Raw genomic sequence first — 21149 nt, forward strand, 5'->3', positions numbered from 1 at the left:
TCAGCCGCTCAGAGCAGCTATCAGAGCGGGTATAGTTTAGTGGTAAAACGAAAGCTTCCCAAGCTTTAGTTGAGGGTTCGATTCCCTCTACCCGCTCCACATCACATCTCCACCCATCTCCCCACATCTCATCTCCCCTTATAGATCAAGAACTTAGCGCTCCGTGAATCTCTCATGGTTTCCGGTGGTCTCTGCACGGCCCTACTTTTTCTGTACAGGCTCGTGTACGGTTTCGAAAACTTCGAACCAGGCCATACACAAACATGAAACGATCAGAGATAAAAAGACGACCCCTTTCTCGAACTGTCATCGATGCACTTGAACCCGAGGTCAAGGAGTACCGCGAGAACTACGGTGGCGCGGAGCGGCTTCACATCGTTGTGAGCCCAACCGGGCGCAAACGCTGGGAGCTGAGATATAAAAAATCTGATGGAAAATGGGGCTGGCACGGCTTGGGCAGCTATCGGGACGTGAACATCGAACAAGCCCGTGAAAAGGCTCAGCAGGCTCTCAAGCTGCTTGCAGCGGGAACGGATCCTGTCGCGCATAAGGCGCAAAAAAAATACGAATTGAGCGAAGCGACAAGCAACAGTTTTGAGAGCGTTGCAGAGGCTTGGTACACCAAAAAATCAGCCGACGGCAGAGCAGAAAAAACGCTCAAGTCCATGCGATATGCGCTGGACAACGACATGCTGCCAGCACTGGGTAAATTATCCATCTCGAAAGTCACTCGCAAGCATTGTGCCGAATTACAGAATTCAATTGAGCTTAGAGAGGCGCATAACACTGCAAAAAAAGTCCGGAGCTGGCTGAATCAGATTTTTGGATTCGCGATAGCAAGTGGCAGATGTGAAAATAATCCAGCAAGCAATTTATTGGACATCGCATCAGTACAGCCACAAGAAAAACAATACCCTCACCTACTCGAACATCAACTACCAGATTTCTTGAAAGCTCTTGAGGCTTCACCCAGCCGCACACTTGTTAAAAGTGCTGCGTGGCTAACTATCTATACAGCATCCAGGCCAGGCATGGTCAGAAACGCCGAGTGGATAGAATTTGATATTGATAAAAAAATCTGGAGCGTTCCTAACAGCAAAATGAAAATGGGTCGTGATCATGTAGTCCCGCTGAGCAGTCAAGTGATATCAATTTTAAACAACCTGAAAAACATTACTGGCAAATCTAGATACTTATTTCCTTCGGAAGGATCGAAAGGCTTAGTGATGTCGGAAAATACTGTTAACAAATGTTTTGCAAGTGCTGGATATAAAGACCGTATGACGGGGCACGGATCACGTCACACAGCAACGACTTTGCTCTCCGAACATGGCTGGCCTGAACCTTGGGTGGAGATGCAGCTCGCACATAAGAAGCCGGGGCTTAGAGCGGTTTATGACAAAGCATCCCATCTCAAAAATAGGGAAATAATGATGCAATGGTACTGCGATTACCTAGATGCATTAAAAGAAGGTTTGACGCAGAATCAAAAATCCGACTTTAAGAAAAGAACAGCAGTATCAAAAAACAAATAGACCGGACTGGAAAATAACACGAATGAATATTGAACTCAGCCAAATGAATCGCGCAGAATCCGGGCACACCCTGGCAGTAGCAAAAATTTACATGCTCCACGAGGAGTCAGATGTGGAGGGAAACTCGCAGGAAGACAACGTTCGTATCGAATTCGGGTACTTCAGAAACGCAAAGGGACAACTTGATATTTTTGAGTTTGAGATTTATGACGCGAGTAACTTACTCGAAAAAAAGCTGAATTTCTCGGCACTCGAAAGGCTCAAAAGGGGACTCGTCAATATGTGCGAAGCGGCCATCAGCACAAAGCTATACGTATAACCTACTGCCCTTTCCAAAAATCCGGGGCAGTGTCAGACAACGTCATAATAACTGCTCCGACGAAAGCTCGGGGCTATTTCGGACAACCAAAATAAACGCCAAATCCGCCCGTAGATTTCTCCACCTGCTAGTAAAAATCTGAAAATTTTCTTATTACGCGAAAAAGTTGGATGACACCGGTATCCCCCGTATTTTCAGGCGCTTACAAACGGTCGTGGCGGTGTCTTTTGTTGAATACTCCGGGCAGTGTCGTACAACAAAAAATACTGCTTGACGTAAGTTCCTCGGTCTTTAAATCTACATACAGCAACAACAACACGTCGTAGGAGACGAATAATGCTGATGACACTTGAAGACCTCATCAAAGAGCTAAAGCTCTCACGAGCAACAATTTACCGATCAATCAAAAGCCAAGGTTTTCCCGCGCCATTGAAATTTGGAAAATCAAGCCGTTGGAGAAAAAGCGATGTCGAAACTTACTTTAACAACAGGAGCGCGAGCCAATGTTGATTAATATCTGCGAACTGGGAAAACCCAAGAGAAACGTCATTACTCAAAGCCTTATTGATGAGTGGGTGTCAGAGCGTGATCTGCTATCAGATCTTAGTGAAAGCTTGACGAACAAGGACGACAGTGAAAACTTCATGATTGCTAGCCGCGAGTTGATCAAGCGGATTGAAGAAGACGTATGGGTAGAGCAAAAGCGGATCACTCGTGAAAGAGACCAGTTAAAACTTCTGAAAGAAGCTAAAGCTAATCTTTTAGAACAGATCGCTGAACTGCAAGGAGAAGCCTTGTGAACCTTGGCCTATCGACCCTGGATATCGACTGAAATTGTAGAGTCATCCGTCGGATAGGTAGCACAAGAAAGATGACATAGTTCACCGCCCGGAGCGGATTAGAAGCACAAACGCCGCCTAGAGCGGCCTATAAAAATAAGAACAATAAGATGTACACTACCACTCCCAACCGAATTCTCCCAAAGCAGTTGTTAGAAACCCAATATAGCAAAATTCTTTTCCGTGGATTCGACGAACACGGGAACGAGATGTATGAAAAGGTCGACATACAGCCCTCTGAAACACTCCCCACCATCGAAGAAATAATCTATTTTTCAAATGATGAGCTTGTCCGTCTCGCGCATAAAATCGCTGCCGCATATAGATTTTCACTACTATCTGCAAACGAAAATCAAAAGAAACTTATCATTGACGACCTACCGTTTAATATAAAGTTAAAAAAACCCAAAAATTCAACTATCGACTCACTGGCCCTCAGAATCAGTGATAAAAAATGGTGGCGCAGGCAAATCATCAAACTAGCTGATGAAAAAAGAGAACATCTAGCACATCTAAAAAAAGAGCTCGGCGGAAAGAATGCCACTCAAGTGTGCTGCACCGACAGAACAATAGAAATGCATAAAGAACGCAAAAAGAAAACAGATAAGTTCTTGATGGGCTGTAACAAAATAATCCGCAGCAATGGTTCTGACGCATTTGTCTTCAACTTGCTAGATGTGGCCAACGGGGCAAGAAAAAACAGACTTAACGAGTTATTTCTGGACATAAAAGCTCTTGAGAGGATCGCGGAGCAGAACCAATTTGGCTGCGCTTTTATCACGCTAACAGCGTCCCCAGAATTTCATCCAAACCCGAAGATTGGAAGGGATAAATATTCGGGGGCGAGTGCCAGGGAGGCTAACCGATCTCTGCAAAAGGATTGGCGTTCGATATTGGACGCTCTAGATAACATTGGTGTCGATAGAAGAAGCGGGGATTATTTCGGATTCCGGGTGGTCGAGGTTCATGAAGATGGATGCCCGCATTGGCACATAGCAATTTTCTTCAATAAAGAATTAGAGATTTTGGACGCTATTGAAGATTCAATTGAACGACTGTACATAGATCGTAAAGACTACTTTGCGAATAACAAGCGCGATATTGTCCGCATTATTGAAAAGACAGGTGATGATACCGCCACCCCTTCATCTTATATATTCGGATACGTACTGAAAGCATTAGCGGGTGAAGACGATGACACTGCCACTAGGTACAAATGCGCCATCCGTGCCATGGGCGCGAGACAATATTCATTTTTTGGTATCAAGTGCGCCACAGGAAAACAGAGAGCACTTAAACGGGTGGCTAAAGATCCCGATGCGCCGACACATATAAAGCAACTGGCCAAGCAAATCCACCCCCCTATGGATTTAGACGATAGGAACGAGAGCCAATTAACGGCCCGCGTGCATTTTTTTGAGAATGATTCGGATAAGCTTAACTTTGAAAAAGAAGAGGGAAATAACAAATACGGCGAAGTAATCCTCACCGCAAAATCAATAAAGCATGAGTTGGATGAGCAGTCTGTGCAGATCGCAGGTTTGTGCGAAGACATCAGCCAGGAGCAAGCGGACAAATTGAGACGTAAGGAGACAGAACAGGTCACAATTGTTATTAATTATTCAAGAAAAGCAAAAAGAAAGAAACGACACGCGAGACCGCTCACGAAGATTCGAATCTGGAAGAGATTCTGTGCTCAAGCGGCTAGTGAGCGTGAGAAAGAAGCGGTCAGGAGAGCGTACAGTGCCGCCAGGAGCCTTTCTTCGCATAAAGGCTCAATACACCTGCACCCACAGATGATACGTGCATTGGCGGCACTGGAGGAGCGGCGGGTGACGCGTTATAAGACAGCGGCAGAAGAGAAGCCTAGCGGCAGCCTAGGATGAGCCGCACCCCGTGCCGATTGTTCAAATTTTTTTCAGTCTCGATGGCCAATATTTTCGTCATGCGTGCCCTTGCCAGATCAAGATAGGTCAAACAGGCGACGACGCTGAGAGATCGACTCCCTAGGCCTCCATAACGTCCGTAGCTCCTAAGTGCCGGAAGCGCTATGCTCGGCGCTATCTCAGCGATTCAAGGAGCGAATTGTCATGTTACGATCAACCGTGTGTACCGCAGGCAGGGATGCCCCAATTTCTTTGATACCCGTGAAGAGTGATCTATCGGCGGCGAACACACTGTATTTGACGTCAGAATACAAGAGTCGACGGGGTCATCTCCAAAGCCGATCTCGTCCTAGCAAAGAAAAGTACGCGCAGGAGAGGACATGCCCGAGATGTGGGGTTGACGGCTCATCCGCGTTGTTCCCCATCCAACGGTGGTAATAGGGCCCAGTGTCTGGAATGCTTGGGTGCTTGGGTGCTTGGGTGCTTCATTCTTTTTGTAAGGGATGACATATGTACGACCAGTCGTTTAATTTTATTTCGGTTTCAAAGGTTCTGCGAAAGAATGATTTCTACCTTAGGCCGTGGCTGAGAAACCCGTTATCAAAGACCGCAGAGGTTGAAGCTGCTGTCGCTCGCTCTGATGTTGGTTACGAATCATACTCTTTTCTTGAGAGCTCAATTCTTCGCGGGAAGAATGTCTACAGAGTTCCCGCCTTCAGTCACGAGCTGGTGTTACGAAAGATAGATAAAAATTTACGAATGGCTAAGTCGTTATACTCGCCGTCAAGAGACACTATAATCGCTAATCTTCGCGCTCTGATCGCAGAAAGTGCTCAATTTAAAATATATAGATTAGATATCAAGAGCTTTTACGAGTCATTCACGGCGTCCAATGTCCTGAGTGCTGTGTACGGAATTAAGGGTTTAAGTCCTCAGACCAAAAAACACATTAAAGACATTATTGAGCATCATACCTTGGCTGGAGGGTTAGGGATCCCAAGAGGTATGGCCTTAAGTGCGACGTTATCTGAAGTAGTAATGAGTTCTTTTGATTCTTCAATAAAAACGATGGCAGGTGTATATTTTTATAGTCGATATGTCGATGACATTATTGTGATAACTGGGGGGGAGGAGCACTCAAAACAGTTTCTCGCTAAAGTGAGCAAGCTGCTACCGCCTGGACTCCATTTAAACACGAAAAAACAGGAGCTTTGTTCTGCACCCGACTCTTCTGGATACAAAAAAAGCCAGCATCCGGAAATGCCGCTGCTCTTCTCTTTCGAATACTTAGGCTATAGTTTTTCGGTTTACGAACCACCGGAGAAAAACGGCAGCCGAGAAGTAGTATTGGATATAGCGAACTCTAAGATAAAAAAGATCAAAACGCGTCTCACTAAAGCTTATCTAGACTACTGTAAAAACAGGAATTTTGAGCTTTTAGAAATGCGCGTAAAGTTTTTGACTTCTAACTTTAGCGTACTAGATATTAATAGAGGCGGATATAGATTGGCTGGAATTTATCATAACTATCACAGGATAGATGAAGCAAAATCAACAGCCCTAGCTATATTGGATGAGTACCTATACCTGGCGACAATGAGCAGTTACGGTAAAGTATTTGATCGTTTTTTCTCGATCACTTCTGTCGCGCAACGCCGCAGACTATTGACTTTCAGCTTTAAGCGCGGATTCAGTGAACGTAATTATTTCCACTTCAACCGTTCACAGTTCAAAGCGATCAGGGAGTGTTGGGAGTATGCTTGATGATAAAAAATCTGAGCGAATTATAAAGGGTGACTATTGTCGAGTTCTCGTAACTGAAACAGCTCCTTATGAAACCCCGATAATATTTTCGAATGACGGCTTCTACAATATTGCAAAGAAACAAGCATCGAGTACAGGCTTCGCTAAGACAATCGAAAGCTTATTTATAACAAGTAAGGGCGGAAAATGGAGCACTGTGCCTTACCAATATAAAATAAGGAAAAGTGCAACTGACTTCAGATGCCTCTCGGTTTTGCATCCACTCTCACAATGGCAAATTAAACTATTCTATGAGCGCTACGAGCATCTCATTTGTCATTACTGTACATTAGGTAAATACTCGATACGAACTCCATTCAAAACCGCGAGTGTATTTTATTACAAGAGCTCATGGGAGAACATAGGGCAATACAAGAGAGGTACCGTTGACGACACCGCCTCTGAAACAACGCTAAAACACAGTTCATCCTTCTACGCGTACAAGGGTTACACTAGACTTTATAAAATGTTTAACTCAAAAGCCTTTCTCGATCTTGAAAAAGACTTTAGCGTTCTAAAAACTCTGGACGTTTCAAAGTGCTTTGATAGTATTTATACGCATTCGATTGCGTGGGCTACTAAAGACAAAAGCTTTGTAAAGGACGGAAGGTACGCCGCATCTATATTCGGAAATAATTTTGACGATGTTATACGGATGGCGAATCACAACGAAACAAATGGGATTGTGATAGGCCCAGAAGTAAGTCGGATCTTTTCAGAGATAATATTCCAGAACGTTGACTGTAGAGTAGAAGCTAAGCTGGCATCTGAAAAGTTCAATTGGATTTTGAACATTGACTATTCTATCAAACGCTACGTTGACGATGTTTTCATATTTGCCAGATCCATCGAAATGGCAAATAAAATTTACGAAATTTATGCGGATACGCTTTTGGGGTACAAGCTGCACGTCAACTCAGCCAAAAGTCAAATATATCAGCGCCCTTTTTTCACACCAAAATCTAAAGTGATTAGAGAGGTAAATCTTTACGTAAACGAATTCACGGAAAGGTTTTTAGAGGAAGTTGAAGAAGGGGCCTCGCTAAAGCCAAAGAAGATATTCAAAGTTGATAGGCTTGTGCGTAGCTTTGTTGATGCTATCAAAGCAACTTGTTCTGCTGAAGGTATGGATTATGATGAGGTGTCTTCATATATCATATCTGCGCTGTTTGAAAGAACAAAGCTGCTAATTAACATCCCCAAAGAACTTAATCCCGAAGCCGAAATTAACGATTACAAGGATGCTTGTATCGTATTTTTGGAGGTCATGCACTTTTTCTATTCGGTGGCACCCTCTGTTAGCTCTTCGTATAAGTTTTGCGCATCATTGATACTGCTCTGTCGGTTTGCCGACCAACATTTAGGTCATTACAAGCATACAATAAAACAGCGCGCATTCGACCTGTCTCTGTCCCTGCTCGATAGCGACACCTTCCACAAAAGAGCTGATATTGATAATTTCATATCGCTTGAAGTTCTAAATGTTATTTTGTCTTTGAGCGATTTTGGCGCTGCTTATCTGCTCCCTTCGCATATAGTAGAGAAAGTGTTCGGTGGCGATAGCTCGTATTTTAACATCGTTTCTTGTCTTTTTTATATCAAAGATCATGTTCAATACTCAACAATTAAAGAAAGCACTCTTAAAAAATTAGATGCAAAGCTTCAAGACATGTCAAAAATCCTTTCTAATACAGAACAAGCTTGTCTGTTGTTAGACAGCCTGACATGTCCATATATAGGCCGAAAAAGAAAATCCAAATATGTAAATAGGCTATGCGTTGCGATGAAGATCAGCAAGCCGACTCAACAAGAGTTAAGCGATTTTTTTACGCATTATGCTTCTAAATATTGGTTCATTAACTGGACAGAAGTCGATCTTTTAAACGCTCTGGAGCGAAAAGAGCTTCGGCAGGTGTACTGATCGGAGCTGTCGAGGCTTTTTTCGGATGTTTTTCTGTGCTAGCCTGCAGGCTGAAAGGTTAGTCAATATACCTCCACGCGGCCCCTCAGAAGGCTGCGTTTCATACCTACTTAGCGAATTCTTCATCACCTCATGGGTCGATGAGGCGCTAGCTACCTAGGAGCGGTGAAAGCCGTACACACTAAGGTTGAGACTGCCTTTCTCCCCATTCTCAACGCCGCAGGTCTTAAGCGCTTCCTTCTCGCAGCCGGTGCCTTATCTTTCGCCCGGCTTAGTGTGTCCCACCAAGTCATCTATTCCAAAGATTCAGTATCACTCAAAAAAATCATCTAAAGAGACCTGTCTCTGCGACCCACCTACTGCGTCTTTTCCCTCAGACACACAGCCGAGCGGAGCAGTGCTTGTGGATGAAAGGTATTTGGCCAAGTGCTGCTTTAGCATTTTAAAATTATTCTTCGCATCAATGTCCTCCTCAGATTGACGGTAGGTTGCCCCTGGAGTCATAACGTCTTCAGCTTCATAAAATATCGCAACATTGCCGAAATATATGTCTCCCACTATGTCATTCCCTATTTATATACAATTTTATTAGTTGCGTAACTTGCATCGCTGCCAGCTATAAATTAATAATACTCTTAGATGATTAGGGCGAACAAGGCTCCTCGAAAAATAGTCTTCGACATTTTCCGGCTTTGTCTAGGGCTAGCCCTAGAGACCCAGTGGGGTTTCCCCACACCCCTGACGATCACAAAAATAAGAGCCCGGAGGGCCGCATGGAACATGAGGTAAAATGGGTGCAAATTAACGCACAGGTACCGCTCTCACAGCGAGAGCGGCTAAAAGAGAATGCGCGCAAATGCGAGATGAGTGTCTCGCAACTAATCAATGAGATGATCACATCTACGCAGATCGACATATCTCCAGGAATGCCGGCGCAGATGCGCGACCTCAATAGCTGGCTTGGACGGATAAACTCAAATATCAATATGCTTGCGCATCATGCAAATACGTACAGAGAAAAAGCGGATGCAGACCTAATAATTTATCAGCTTAACTTTATCGCGCGAGATATAAACGAGGTCGTAATATTTTCGGACGAAATAAGGAAAAGCAATCGCACACAAAGAGTTAAAAAGGCCACAGCATCATGATCCATGGTTTATCGAAACATAGCACTGTCGGCGCTGGGACTGGTATTAATTATTTCCTCTCCGAAAATTATTTCGACAAAGAAACACAAGAGTGGAGACAGAGAACTCCAGCAGCCACTTTACTCGAAGGCAACCCCTCTGCAATGCGCGTGCTCTGCGAATCACTGGACTTCAAACACAAATACACAAGTGGAGTGCTGAGTTTTTCCGAAGAAGAAACGGCATTAATTAATTCCACACGGGGCATGAAAGGCAAAATCATTGAAGACTTCAAGGATTTCGCGTTCGCTGGCGTGAAAAAAGACTGTCGAAACATTTTACTAGTACAGCATGAGCACACCGGGCGGCTTGAGATTCATTATATGATCCCTCGGATTCATCTCGAATCTGGAAAATATTTTAACCCCTTTCCACCGAACTATAATGGCAAGCACGGCCCTGGGAATAATAACGAGTTCATTTTGCAGAATGACAGCTTTGTCGACCAAGTATGCAATAAATATGGATTGCAAAACCCACGGGATACAAAAATACGGCGATCGGTTGAATTACCTCAGTTTGACCCCCAGAGAAATATAAAGAAACAGGTCGTCGCTGCGATAGATAATTTAATAGATGCTGGGGCCGTAAGTTCCCGAGAAGATATGCTTATTTTTTTGCAGAAGCAGGGTGCGGAAATAACAAGAAAAGGCCATAACTATTTTTCCTTTAAATTCGAAGGAATGAGTAAAGCCGCAAAGCTTGAAGGAGAATTATACAGTGAGCAACCTTTCTCAGAAATTGCAAAGAGGCATTCAAAGCGAGATGCAAAATTTGAAGCTGAAAGAGCTGGCACTGAATCCCGCTACAGTGAAACGCTTACTTTCAGATCAACGGAAGTTGAGAGCAGGCATCGTATCCCTGCAGGTGTCGCTGAACGAGCAGAAGATAGATTTGCAAAATCATCAGCAGAACTACAAAAAACTCACAAAGAACTTAGTGAGATTCGGGATGTTATTAATAATTTTAGCCCTCCCGCTGCTAGCGCTGCTCGCAACCTTGTTAACCAGAACAAGCTGATTGCCGAACCATTGATAAATATTCCGAAGACGTCGCCCAGATCTATTGTCGCGCCGAATATTTCAACCGGCAATAAAGTTCATGATGAACTCTTGGCAAAATTTCACAATGATATGGCTGGAGCTATCAAGAAAGACATTCTGTATAGACAGAAACTATCTGGTGACTATGCAAAATTGGCAAAGGAAACGATCAAAAAAATAGAAAGCGCGGTAAAAGATATGTTTTCATTCGCCGTAAGCATGTACACCGGACAGAATTTTTACTCCCCCGGAAAAACGCTACAGAACGAAATTTCAGAACTAAAATTGAAAGTCGAAAAATTAATTGAGGACATCAAATTAGAAGTTCAATTGGCTAAGAAGACCGAGAGGCACATCAAGAAAATTGACAAGCTGAGTGTCGGAAAGGACGGAAGTGGAGATAAGTATAGATTTGGCTTTGCAATAAAAACAAAAATAAAACCAGAGGAGTTAGATCATGGAAAAAATTCAGATCAGCAAGCGGAAAGACACGCTACAGAGCCTGCACTTGCTCCAACACTGCCAGGCAAATAAGACTCGTTGTTTGAGATGTGCATATGCAAGATTACAAGTTCGTTCAAACAAGGATATTCCTGGCGAGTATGCATCGCCCGCAATAATTGATGAGTTTGTCAAGGAACTGGAAATCAACATCGTGTGCACTGCCACGGGGCAGGCCGGGTTGAAACTTGGCCAAGTAAACTACTGTGAACTATACGAAGTATGCGAACAGTAAGGCGGAGCACCATGGGCTGCGCCCCCGTCCCCCCATCTCGCCGCCGATGGGCTCGGGGGTGAGGGGGAAGAGCAACCCCTCACCCCTCTCCCAAGGCTTAACTTCCCCCGCCAGCATCAAGCGAAATACGCCCTGCGTGCGCCCTGCGGGGCGGAACCCCACTTCGTGGGGCCCCCCGCCATTTCGTTTGACCCTGGCCGCCCCTAAGGGGCTTCGAAAGCTATAAGTTGACTCCAAACCCCCTAAGCTCTTTTTCCAAAGTAGCTCGGCTAAGTGCGGGTGCAATTTTAAAAATATTTCGATAAGCCATATACAAAAATACTGGAAACAAGAGAAGACCAAAGCCAAAAGTTGCTGTTGCAATTATTATTGACGCTGGAACGGCTGCAACACCAACATACACTCCAACCAAAACAAATGATCTAGATATTACTTTTACTTCATCGAGATCAAAATCTACCTCACCGTTCGGTTTCTGGTGAGCAATCACAACTGATTTCTTCTTGGTGATATTTTTTATATACCAAGTTCTTGGGACACCCTCCTTCATTGCCCCGCTCTTGCCCACGTATCTTGGAACAATCAATTCTTTGAAGAATGCGGTTTTTCCGCCTTCGTTCTGAACCCGAACACGACGATATATAGAACCCGCATCCTCAACGGTGTCATAAATCGAATCTTTCACTATCACGGTTTCTTTTTTCAGCTTTAGCATCACTGCTCTCCCCCGCAGACTACGATCCACATTTTTTGCGACACTAAGGATTACTTAGTATCCCGTCAAGAAAAATCTAAGATTCTCTTAGCCTTTGCGAGTGAGAGAATGGGCAGCGTATTTAGCAATCGGCTGAAGGAGGCAAGGAAAGCAGCAGGCTGGTCTCAAGAGCGCTTGGGGCAGGAAGCTGGTTTTGAGCCCGCCAGCGCTAGCGCACGGATGAATCAGTACGAACGCGGCGTGCACACCCCGAGTCCGACTGCCGCTAAACAGATCGCGGATGCACTTGGCTTGCCGCTCGCTTTTTTCTACGCTGACGACGAGGAAGCCCGCCTACTAGCGCTTTTTAACTCGCTAGGGCACGAACAGCGTCGTGAAGCGCTTGAGGCAATCGCAGCACTCGCAGAGCGATCAGCAACGCAAAAATAGCGACCGTTCGTCGGCTTCCGGTATTTTGTATGGCTGCATGTACAGCACACACCAAAATATAACCTAACTTATTGATTTATATATCAGGTTCGATTCTCTCTACCCGCTCCATTTCAGTCTTTCACAAAATCTGCTCTGCACTCCTGAAATTCCTCCCCCTTGCCGTTCAAAACTCCCCCTCTCCCCGCCTCCACTCTCAGATAGCAAAACCCAGAAACACGTCAATGCAACTCAAACATCGAAGTCATCGCAGTAGACCGGCACTGGCCTTACCCACCCCCGCCTCTCCCGGCACCCGCGCCTTGGCTTCTTGCGCCGAAACCGGCACCACCAGGTACTGCCGATACTCGCGGAACGCCTGCAAGGCAGAAGCGTCCTGCGGGCGATAGTCGTCGCCGCTATCCTGTTGCCGATTCGCCACACAAGGCCTGCCGATCACGCTCATGCACACGTTGTTTGCAGCCGCTGAAACCGGATCGAACAAGGCGAATGCCGTACCTGGCTGATCCGTATCGTTGAACAGTGGGTGGGCTACGGTCTCGAAGTCGTTTCCCTCGACCAGCAGCTGTGAGGATGAGGTCCGCGACATGATTGCGCCTTGGTAGGTCATACGCTGAAAGACGTTGTTGACCAGTTGGGCACGAACCTGCGCATTGTTCATACCGCCTGAATGCGGTGCTCTGCCGGAGGTATCGTGTACGTAGTTTCTCGACAGCGTCAGCGTGTCCTGACTGCCGAGGAACAGCCATACCCAGTAATGATGGCCATCGCAGGTAGACGAGTAAGGCGTTCGGCCGTCGAACTCATTGCTGGAAATGGTGATGTGTGACGCAGAGCCCCAGCCCGTAACAATCATCTGTCTGCCGATCCGCGCGAAGGTATTGTGATCGATCCAGACGCCATCAGTCTTGTTCAGGGTCAGCGCATCGCCACCCCATACGACACGTGGATTGATATCCGAAAGCGTCAGGTTGCGAACGATCACGTTATGCGCGCCGTCGCCAATGAACAGCCCAGCGCCCTGAATGCCTGCCTTGTCGCCAAGCCCGATCAATGTCTTGTTCGAGCCGACTTTCAGTGGTTTCAGCCCCGCGTTATCGTAGGTCACCATAACGGGCGGCCTTGATTGGCAGAAGTTGTTCGCACCATTCAGTGCAAGCTGCTCACCCCCCTGCGGGCAAGGTTTCACGACGCAGCCAGGCTCAGTGGTTGTTGTATTGCCGTTGGCAATCACGCTCGTGCGGAAGTCGAACGTGCGGTCCAGTACAATCACTCGCGGTGTGTCATCGGTGCAGACCCCGTGTGAGTCATGAGACGAGCAGAGCGCTGATCGAAGTTCATCCAGCGTGGAGGGATGCACGGCAGCAGCGGAGCCTCCGCCGGTCACGCCCTTGGCAAAGCCATCAGGTATGTCTGCTGCGCGCAAGCATTGCGCTCCTGACAGGAGCAGAACCAGAGTGGCAGCGATCTTCAGATAGCCGCTTTGCAAAAGAGAACGCAGGGGCGTCATCGGTTGAGCTTCCCGTCATGCTCGCGGGAATCGCGAGGACAATCTGAATGCTAAACGGACTTCGGCCTGGCCTGCTCCGCTTCCATGGTGCTGGTCAGCCGCCGTTCAGGCACCCTCGCTCACGAAAACCTCTCGCTCCATCCTGACGCTGTCAATCCCGCGCCCATGCCCGTCGACATCGACCGAAACAACAGCAAAGCCCAGGTTCGAGTAGAACCCCTGAACATGCTGACTGGTATCGATAAAGGCTCGGGTGACGCCCGGTAAAGACCGCATGCGCTGCAGCCGGGCCTCGGTCAGAAATCGGCCAAGGCCGCTGCCGTGGCGATCGCTGATGACCATGCCCCAGGTCAGCTCTGCCACTTCCGGGTCTGACAACACCAGATAGCCACCACAGGCAACAACCTCGCCGTCACGCTCGGCGACAAAGTACTGGCCCAGCGGAGCCATCAGAAAGCTGGCAAATTGCTTGCGCTCCACTGGATCAAAGTAGCGTGGGACGTTGGTGTCGAAGATATCCAGACAACGCTCACGATCTGCGAGGGTGTAGGGCCGAAGCATGTCCATTGCGAGCCTTTTTGCAGAAAGAATTAAAGTGCCTGGCGAAATATATCCTGAATCTGCTCAAGATCGGCAGGACGCGGATTGGTCAGGCCACAGGCATCTTTCAGGGCATTGGTGGCCAGCATCGGGAAGTCTTCTTCCTTGACGCCCAGCGTAGCAAGGCCTGCCGGGATTTCCACGGCAGCTGACAATGCACGAATGGCGTCGATGGCCGCCTGGGCGCCTTCTTCCGGAGAGAGCCCACGGATATTGCTGCCCATGGCGTGTGCAACGTCGGTCAGGCGTGCAGCGCTGACGCTGGCGTTGAAGCGCTGCACATGTGGCAGCAGTACCGCGTTGCACACACCGTGAGGCAAATCATAAAAGCCGCCCAGCTGGTGCGCCATGGCATGCACGTAACCCAGTGAGGCGTTATTGAACGCCATGCCGGCCAGGAACTGGGCATAGGCCATGTTCTCGCGAGCAGTGATGTTTGCCCCGTTGTTAAATGCGTCGCGCAAATTGTTGGCGATCAGCGCCATGGCCTGCAACGCGCAGGCATCAGTGATCGGGTTGGCAGCCGTGGAGACATAGGCTTCGATTGCGTGAGTCAAAGCATCCATACCGGTGGCGGCGGTCAGCGATTTGGGCATGGCGACCATCATGTCGGGGTCATTCACCGACAGCAGCGGCGTGACGTTGCGGTCGATGATCGCCATTTTTACGTGCCGGGCTTCGTCGGTGATGATGCAGAAGCGGGTCATTTCACTTGCGGTTCCGGCGGTGGTATTGATGGCAATCAGTGGCAACTGCGGTTTTGCCGAACGGTCGACGCCTTCATAGTCGCTGATATGCCCTCCATTGCTCGCGCACAGGGCAATGCCTTTTGCGCAGTCGTGGGGCGAGCCGCCGCCCAGCGAGATGACGAAATCGCACTGGCGCTCCTGCAACAAGGCAAGACCGTTCTCGACATTGGCGATGGTCGGGTTGGGGCGGGCACCGTCGTACACGACCGAGTCGATGCCCTGCTCCACCAGCAGCCCGGCGACCTGACTGGCCACTCCTGCCTTGGCGAGGCCCACATCCGTGACGATCAGGGCCTTGCGAAATCCGTAGTTGCGTATGGCGAGCATGGCTTCATCAATGCAGCCAGTGCCGATGATGTTCACAGCGGGGATGAAAAAAGTGCTGATCATGACGGACCCTCGTGGGATGCCTGGAGATAGCTCAAGCATCCGCCTTGCGCGAGGTACAACCATTGACCTGGAGCAACGAAGCAGCCCACTGGCAGACCGTTGGTCGAAGACTCTTCGGTCTGCTGGCGCAGGGTGGCTGTTTCAGCCGATGAAACCGTCCGCCTCAAGGAGCGTTTCAAGGCACTGCTCGCTGATGCCATAGAACGTCTTGAGCTCCTGAATGCGTGCCAGCAACTGGGCCGGATCGACCGGCTCGGCACGCTTGACCGCGAGGATCATCTTGTTCTTGTTGGTGTGCTCCAGCGAGATGAACTCGAACACTTTGGTTTCGTAACCGCATGCCTCCAGCAACAGCGCGCGCAGGCTGTCGGTGACCATCTCTGCCTGCTGTCCCATGTGCAGACCGTATTGCAGCATCGGTTTCAACAAGGCAGGACTCTGGATCTGCAGACGAATCTGTTTGTGGCAGCACGGCGAGCACATGATGATCGAGGCACCGGAACGAATGCCCATATGAATGGCGTAATCGGTCGCGATGTCACAGGCGTGCAGCGCGATCATCACATCCAGCGCGCTGGGCGCGACAGTACGCACATCACCGTGCTGGAACGTCAGGCCGGGATGTTCAAGGCCCGCCGCAGCGTTGTTGCACAAGGTAACCATGTCCTCACGTAACTCGACGCCGGTCACTTGCCCTTGCGCCTGCAAGGTATTGCACAGGTAATCGTGAATGGCGAAGGTCAGGTAGCCCTTGCCTGAGCCAAAGTCCGCGACCTTGATCGGCTGATCGAGCTTGAGTGGCGATGAGCTCAAGGCATGGGAAAACACTTCGATGAACTTGTTGATCTGCTTCCACTTGCGCGACATGGCCGGGATCAGCTCATGCTGGCGATTGGTCACACCCAAGTCGGTCAGGAACGGCCGGGTCAGTTCCAGGTAGCGCTTCTTCTCGCGGTCATGTCCGGCTGAAGGGGCCTGACGCTCCTGCTGCGCCTTGCTTTTGAACAGCGTGGTCTTGCCCTTCTTGCTGTATTCCAGCTGCACCTCGTCGGTCAGCGACAACAGGTGCGCGTTCTTGAACGATTCAGGGATCAGGCTGGCAATAACAGCTACTGCTTCAGCAAGCGAAAAATTCTTGGTGATGTCACGAGTCTTGTAGCGATACACGAAGCTCAGGCACGGTTGTTCCTTGACGGTCAGCGGCTTGATGATAACGCGCTGCAGATCGGCCTCGCTGCCCACGTATTTGGCCAGGACCAGCTTGATCAACGAGTTCTGCGACAGACTGGTCTCCAGCAGGCCAAGGAACTGCGCGCGATGATCAGTCGCAGCGATGGGTGACGTGGAGGTAATGACTGACATTGAAAATGTGCCTCAAGCGTCCCGTCCGGGACTCGAAAAATCAGACCGGCATTTTAGGCGCGTCAGCGCGTCATGGGCACCCCTATTTTTCAGGGACTACACACACTGTTCGCGCGGTCGTACACGCCCTGAAGAAACGCACATAAATGGTAAAGTAATCCTTGTCAAAAACGACGCGCCATTACTTGCACGGCATACAAACATCTTTATAGTCGCCTTGGCTGATTACAGACAATCAGAACACACTTCTAGAGTCCTTTGTTCTACTGGAATAACTCGCACAAGGAACGTGCATTATGTTGAGTCAAGCAGCCCTGTTGGAAAACGAAAACATCGCTCGGATTACCTTGAAACCCTTAGAGTATCTGAACGCTGTCTTTGATGATGAAAAAAGTGGTGGCCGAAGCGCCGGCCTTGTTCTAACCAAGGAAGACATTCTTAGCCTGAAGCGTTACGAACGACACGCTCTTAATATCCCCACGTCACTCGCTCGCGTCGAACAGCAATTGGGTTTTACCAAAAGTGGCATCCCCGGGCTTGAGCCTAAAGACATGCTGAAGACCTACAAGGCCATTAACAGTCACGGCAAAAGCTGGTCGGGGATCGAGAATGGCATCAAGCGCACCGGAACCAACATTGACCTGTTTGCCGCACAGTTCTCGGGGCAGGGTCAGCAGATCATCAACTACATTGAAAAGATGGATTTTGCCAGACAGCTGGATCTGACCGTTGCCGATTTATCCATTGAAGAGGTCCGCAACACGCCTCCGGTACCTCTGGGTGAAACTGATCAGAGGGTCTGTGTCACGCTGGCCGAATTTCTGAAGAACACCGCGTCACAAATAAAAAACCATCAGCACGCTGCGCAAACGCTGGCGCAACACATCGAAACGTTCAGCACCGTCCTGAGCGTCCAGCTCATTCCCGGCATCAATGACAAGGTAAAACTGGCAACGCGCTCGGACCTGGACCAGCAAATCAAGGAGCTGGAACAAGATATCGAACAGCTGACGAGAGAAATCGAGCAGAAAAACAAAGAGTATAAAAACACACTGAATAATATTGCCTGGGGTGTTTTCGGCGGCCCCATCGGGGTCGCTATAACCGGAGGTATTTTTGGCGCCAACGCGGAAAAAATCCGAAAGGAAAAAAATCGAATGGTAGCGTCCAAGAGCCAGAAAGTTCAAATACTCAAGGAAAAAATCCCCTTGGCAGCCGCCGTGCGCAGCCTGCAACTGCTGTTTGATGATATGTATATTCGCATGTTGGACGCTCATAAGGGCGCCACTCACCTGAAAGACCTCTGGGCCCTGTTGGCCGCCTACGTAGACAGTTCCGCAAACGAACTGGCGGCGATCAGAGACGATCAGGCACTGCTGATTTTCGCCATGCAGTTTCACGGCGTTGTCATGCCGTGGCTGGAAATAAAAGGCAAAACGACTGAGCTATTGAAGATATTTAATAGTGCGCTGGATCAGTTTAAACGCGAACAGCAACCCGTCATTGTAATAGGACGATAATCATGAGCACTGAAACCCTGGGTGAGCTGTTGATCCTCACCCCGCCTGACACTGAAGTCATGAAAACCGCCCGCCAGAATATTCTTGCGCACGTGACCGCGCTGAAGCTGGACTTTCTGCCGGTCATGAAAGAAAAAATGCGGCCGCTTCAGGAGGCCTTGATAAGTGCAGACAAGGTCTATAGCCAGGCACTGGCCACTGTCACCGTACAGCTGAATAACGTGTACCTGAAGTCGATCGATCAGAAACAACAACTGATTGAAGCCGACACAAGGCTCAGCGACAAACAGAAACAACAAGCGATCAGCCAGCTGAACGGGCAGCGCATTCGGCAGGTATCGAATCTCACCGCCGTGGTGCGCCGCAGCGCTCAAGCGATTGCCGGACACAGCGATGATATGGCGCAGATCAACCTGACGCTGGAAAATAATCGTTTGCTGGAAACACTCCAGCAACAGATCGACAGCATAACCCAGCGCTCAGCCACGCTGGAAAGCGCAATGGCTTTAATCGCTGCAGACCGACGCCTGCTTGATACAACGATCACGACATTTGAAAAATACAACCTTGCCGATGTGTTCAAGGAAATGCTGCCTACTCCGGAGGAGCTCAAGCTGGTCAACATGACATCGCCGGAACTTGAGTTGGTCAACGCCGGGATTGCCAGACTCGGAAAATTACTCGACAAGGTCAGCAGCGCCTTGAAATACCTTGACCTCATTGAAGAACGCGACCGACTGAGGTCGCGCTATAACGCTCTGCTCGACGATTCCCGCACGGCTGCCCGGGAAGCAAAGGCAATCAAAGAAAAACTCGACGAGTTGACAGCGCTCGCAGGCGTTGCGCAGAGCAAAGCGCTTTGGGTACAAGAGGCGAAAAAGGTTTATCAATCGCTCTACCATTTTCTGGATCAGATAACGTCGCCCGTTGATACTTCGACGCTGATCAGCCAGCAGGTCGAACAACTGCAGACTTACATAAAATCGTTTTACGACGTAAAGCGTATCGTCTGACCCGCACGGGTTTCAAGAAAGGCAGGTGTCGATAAACTCGACACCTGCCTTTTGGCCTTACCCCAACACCACCAGCCGATTGGGCAGCTCATTCCTGCCGTGAGTCACAGGAACGTGATCGGCAAGCAACTCGCCACAGGCGTGAATACAACCCAGAAATCCCTGCAGAATCTGCCCGTCCCGAACCTGCTGAGTAAACACATCAACCATCGCCTTCCAGGTGTCGTCGTGCAGACGACTGGCGATGCCATGGTCGACCAGAATTTCGACATAACGCTCGGCCTCGCTGACAAACACCAGAATGCCGGTGCCGTCATGGGTCTTGTGCAGGTTCTGTTCGAGGAACTGCCGACGCGCGAGGTTGCCGGCACGCCAGCGTCTGACCGAGACCGGCACCAGCAAGGCGGATACTTTCGGGATGCGGCACGCCAGCGCCACGATAATAAACGTGCTCATCTGCGCCAGCATCAACTCGTCAGCGCTCAGCCATTGAAAGCAGTAATTGACCGTACCCGGCAGCAGCAGGCCGATCAGCCCGGCCCAGATCAGCGGCATGTAGGCGTAGTCGTCGGCACGTGAGGCCAGCACCGTGACCAGCTCGGCGTCAGTGCGCTGTTCGACGCGGTCGATCGCTTCGGCAACCTGCCGCTGCTCGTCTTTGTTCAGTAAAGCCATGGTTCCCTCATTCCCGAATCAATCAACTACCAGTTACCGGAAGCACCGCCACCGCCGAAACGTCCACCACTGCGATCAGCGGCTCTTTCACGTGAGGGGCGGGTGACGCCGCTCCTTCTGACGCTGATGATTACAATCCCCAGAACGATGAGGGTCAACACGATACCGATCAGCCAGACCTGGTCGTCATTGGTCTGCTCGTCATATTCGGACATCTGACCTGTCGGCTCGGGGTAATCGGGGATCTGCCCGCCCAGTGCCGCGATGATCGCACGTGTACCGCGCTCTATACCGACGGCAAACCGGTTGTCGTCAAACTCCGGAGTCATCAGCATGTCGATGATCAGAGAAGCCTGGGCGTCATTGAGACGATCCTTCAGCGCTCCACCGACCTCCATGAACACCTTGCGCTTGTCGCGATAGACCACCAGCAGAACACTGTCATCCTTGCCGTGCAGCCCCAGGCCCCAGGTGTCCCCGAGTCGAGCGCCGAACTCTTCGATGCTCGTGCCCTGCAGATCCGCGAGGGTCACCACCACCACACGCTCCCCGGTCGCCTTTTCGTGGGCGCTTAGAAGTCTCGCCAGACGAACCGTAGTCTGGCTGTCGAGCATTTGTGCGGCATCCACCACACTGCCGGTCATCGGCGGAAAAACCAGTGCTTCTGGCTCTGCCTCGGCACGCAATACCCCTCCCAACAGCATCACCACGTATAACATCCACTGTGAAACAGACTTCAAAATCCAGACCTCCGGTGTTTTTTTGAATCCATTGAAACGACACGCCTTAGCCAAAACACAAGTTCCCCGGCATAATCCACCGCCAACACCTGATGCGGTCACTATTTGATCGACAGGGTCTGTACAAAAATCAATCAAACCGCCATTTTCGTACACACCTTGGGGAGACTTCGT

Annotated in this window: 19 protein-coding genes and 1 tRNA gene; 13 read left to right on the forward strand and 7 right to left on the reverse strand. The window is 49.2% G+C overall.

The features are described 5' to 3' along the window. Positions 1-25 precede the first annotated feature (25 nt). From PI739_RS13105 to PI739_RS13145, 10 genes are all read left to right on the forward strand, one after another. A tRNA-Gly gene (locus tag PI739_RS13105) sits at positions 26-99 on the forward strand. A 164-nt stretch (positions 100-263) separates the two neighbouring features. After that, positions 264-1535: a tyrosine-type recombinase/integrase gene (locus tag PI739_RS13110; protein ID WP_100847514.1), complete on the forward strand. Its 1272-nt coding sequence runs from the start codon at positions 264-266 to the stop codon at positions 1533-1535. A 22-nt stretch (positions 1536-1557) separates the two neighbouring features. Continuing rightward, on the forward strand, positions 1558-1854 hold the full coding sequence (locus tag PI739_RS13115; RefSeq protein ID WP_100847513.1) for a hypothetical protein: 297 nt from the start codon (positions 1558-1560) through the stop codon (positions 1852-1854). 342 nt (positions 1855-2196) lie between these two features. Next, positions 2197-2364 (forward strand): helix-turn-helix transcriptional regulator, encoded by a 168-nt coding sequence (locus tag PI739_RS24885; protein WP_408637176.1) that lies wholly within the window; start codon positions 2197-2199, stop codon positions 2362-2364. After that, entirely contained in the window at positions 2358-2654 is a 297-nt protein-coding gene (locus PI739_RS13120) for a hypothetical protein (protein WP_100847511.1), read from the forward strand. Before PI739_RS24885 ends, PI739_RS13120 begins: the two co-directional genes overlap by 7 nt. A gap of 149 nt (positions 2655-2803) precedes the next feature. After that, positions 2804-4579, forward strand: coding sequence for a replication endonuclease (locus PI739_RS13125; protein ID WP_271351943.1), 1776 nt, complete (start codon positions 2804-2806; stop codon positions 4577-4579). A gap of 510 nt (positions 4580-5089) precedes the next feature. Beyond that, positions 5090-6343: an antiviral reverse transcriptase Drt3a gene (drt3a, locus tag PI739_RS13130; RefSeq protein ID WP_271351944.1), complete on the forward strand. Its 1254-nt coding sequence runs from the start codon at positions 5090-5092 to the stop codon at positions 6341-6343. Continuing rightward, complete coding sequence (gene drt3b, locus PI739_RS13135; protein ID WP_271351945.1) at positions 6336-8303, forward strand: antiviral reverse transcriptase Drt3b; 1968 nt, start codon at positions 6336-6338, stop codon at positions 8301-8303. The genes drt3a and drt3b overlap by 8 nt, the downstream gene beginning before the upstream one ends. Before the next feature lie 773 nt (positions 8304-9076). Further along, positions 9077-9454 (forward strand): plasmid mobilization protein, encoded by a 378-nt coding sequence (locus PI739_RS13140; protein ID WP_100847506.1) that lies wholly within the window; start codon positions 9077-9079, stop codon positions 9452-9454. Then, entirely contained in the window at positions 9451-11070 is a 1620-nt protein-coding gene (locus PI739_RS13145; RefSeq protein WP_271351946.1) for a relaxase family protein, read from the forward strand. The genes PI739_RS13140 and PI739_RS13145 overlap by 4 nt, the downstream gene beginning before the upstream one ends. A 422-nt stretch (positions 11071-11492) precedes the next feature. On the opposite strand, the gene PI739_RS13150 is transcribed toward PI739_RS13145, so the two are convergent. Then, positions 11493-11987 carry a hypothetical protein gene (locus PI739_RS13150; protein ID WP_271351947.1) on the reverse strand — a complete coding sequence of 165 codons (495 nt, stop codon included), beginning with the start codon at positions 11985-11987 and terminating at the stop codon, positions 11493-11495. A gap of 108 nt (positions 11988-12095) precedes the next feature. On the opposite strand from PI739_RS13150, the gene PI739_RS13155 reads away from it, so the two are divergent. Further along, entirely contained in the window at positions 12096-12416 is a 321-nt protein-coding gene (locus tag PI739_RS13155) for a helix-turn-helix transcriptional regulator (RefSeq protein WP_100847503.1), read from the forward strand. 244 nt (positions 12417-12660) lie between these two features. On the opposite strand, the gene PI739_RS13160 is transcribed toward PI739_RS13155, so the two are convergent. The 4 genes from PI739_RS13160 to PI739_RS13175 form a co-directional block, all read right to left on the reverse strand. Further along, positions 12661-13926 carry a pectate lyase family protein gene (locus PI739_RS13160; protein WP_054082093.1) on the reverse strand — a complete coding sequence of 422 codons (1266 nt, stop codon included), beginning with the start codon at positions 13924-13926 and terminating at the stop codon, positions 12661-12663. 105 nt (positions 13927-14031) lie between these two features. Beyond that, positions 14032-14493 carry a GNAT family N-acetyltransferase gene (locus PI739_RS13165; protein WP_003431350.1) on the reverse strand — a complete coding sequence of 154 codons (462 nt, stop codon included), beginning with the start codon at positions 14491-14493 and terminating at the stop codon, positions 14032-14034. 23 nt (positions 14494-14516) lie between these two features. Further along, positions 14517-15665: an L-threonine dehydrogenase gene (yiaY, locus tag PI739_RS13170; RefSeq protein WP_003363779.1), complete on the reverse strand. Its 1149-nt coding sequence runs from the start codon at positions 15663-15665 to the stop codon at positions 14517-14519. 141 nt (positions 15666-15806) lie between these two features. Beyond that, positions 15807-17027, reverse strand: a complete 1221-nt coding sequence (locus PI739_RS13175) for a class I SAM-dependent methyltransferase (protein ID WP_054082092.1) — start codon at positions 17025-17027, stop codon at positions 15807-15809. Positions 17028-17323: 296 nt separating this feature from the next. Between PI739_RS13175 and PI739_RS13180 the strand changes: the two genes are divergently transcribed. Together PI739_RS13180 and PI739_RS13185 are read left to right on the forward strand one after the other, a co-directional pair. Further along, positions 17324-18547, forward strand: a complete 1224-nt coding sequence (locus PI739_RS13180; RefSeq protein ID WP_054082091.1) for an alpha-xenorhabdolysin family binary toxin subunit A — start codon at positions 17324-17326, stop codon at positions 18545-18547. Continuing rightward, complete coding sequence (locus PI739_RS13185; RefSeq protein ID WP_054082090.1) at positions 18544-19560, forward strand: alpha-xenorhabdolysin family binary toxin subunit B; 1017 nt, start codon at positions 18544-18546, stop codon at positions 19558-19560. Before PI739_RS13180 ends, PI739_RS13185 begins: the two co-directional genes overlap by 4 nt. 57 nt (positions 19561-19617) lie before the next feature. On the opposite strand, the gene PI739_RS13190 is transcribed toward PI739_RS13185, so the two are convergent. Beyond that, positions 19618-20235: a TPM domain-containing protein gene (locus PI739_RS13190; RefSeq protein ID WP_003431360.1), complete on the reverse strand. Its 618-nt coding sequence runs from the start codon at positions 20233-20235 to the stop codon at positions 19618-19620. Positions 20236-20261: 26 nt separating this feature from the next. Continuing rightward, a complete protein-coding gene (locus PI739_RS13195; RefSeq protein WP_032609151.1) occupies positions 20262-20954 on the reverse strand; it encodes a TPM domain-containing protein in 693 nt (230 codons plus the stop codon). Between the last annotated feature and the right edge of the window lie 195 nt (positions 20955-21149).

The organism is Pseudomonas cerasi (assembly GCF_027983475.1).
Lineage (GTDB): Bacteria > Pseudomonadota > Gammaproteobacteria > Pseudomonadales > Pseudomonadaceae > Aquipseudomonas > Aquipseudomonas cerasi.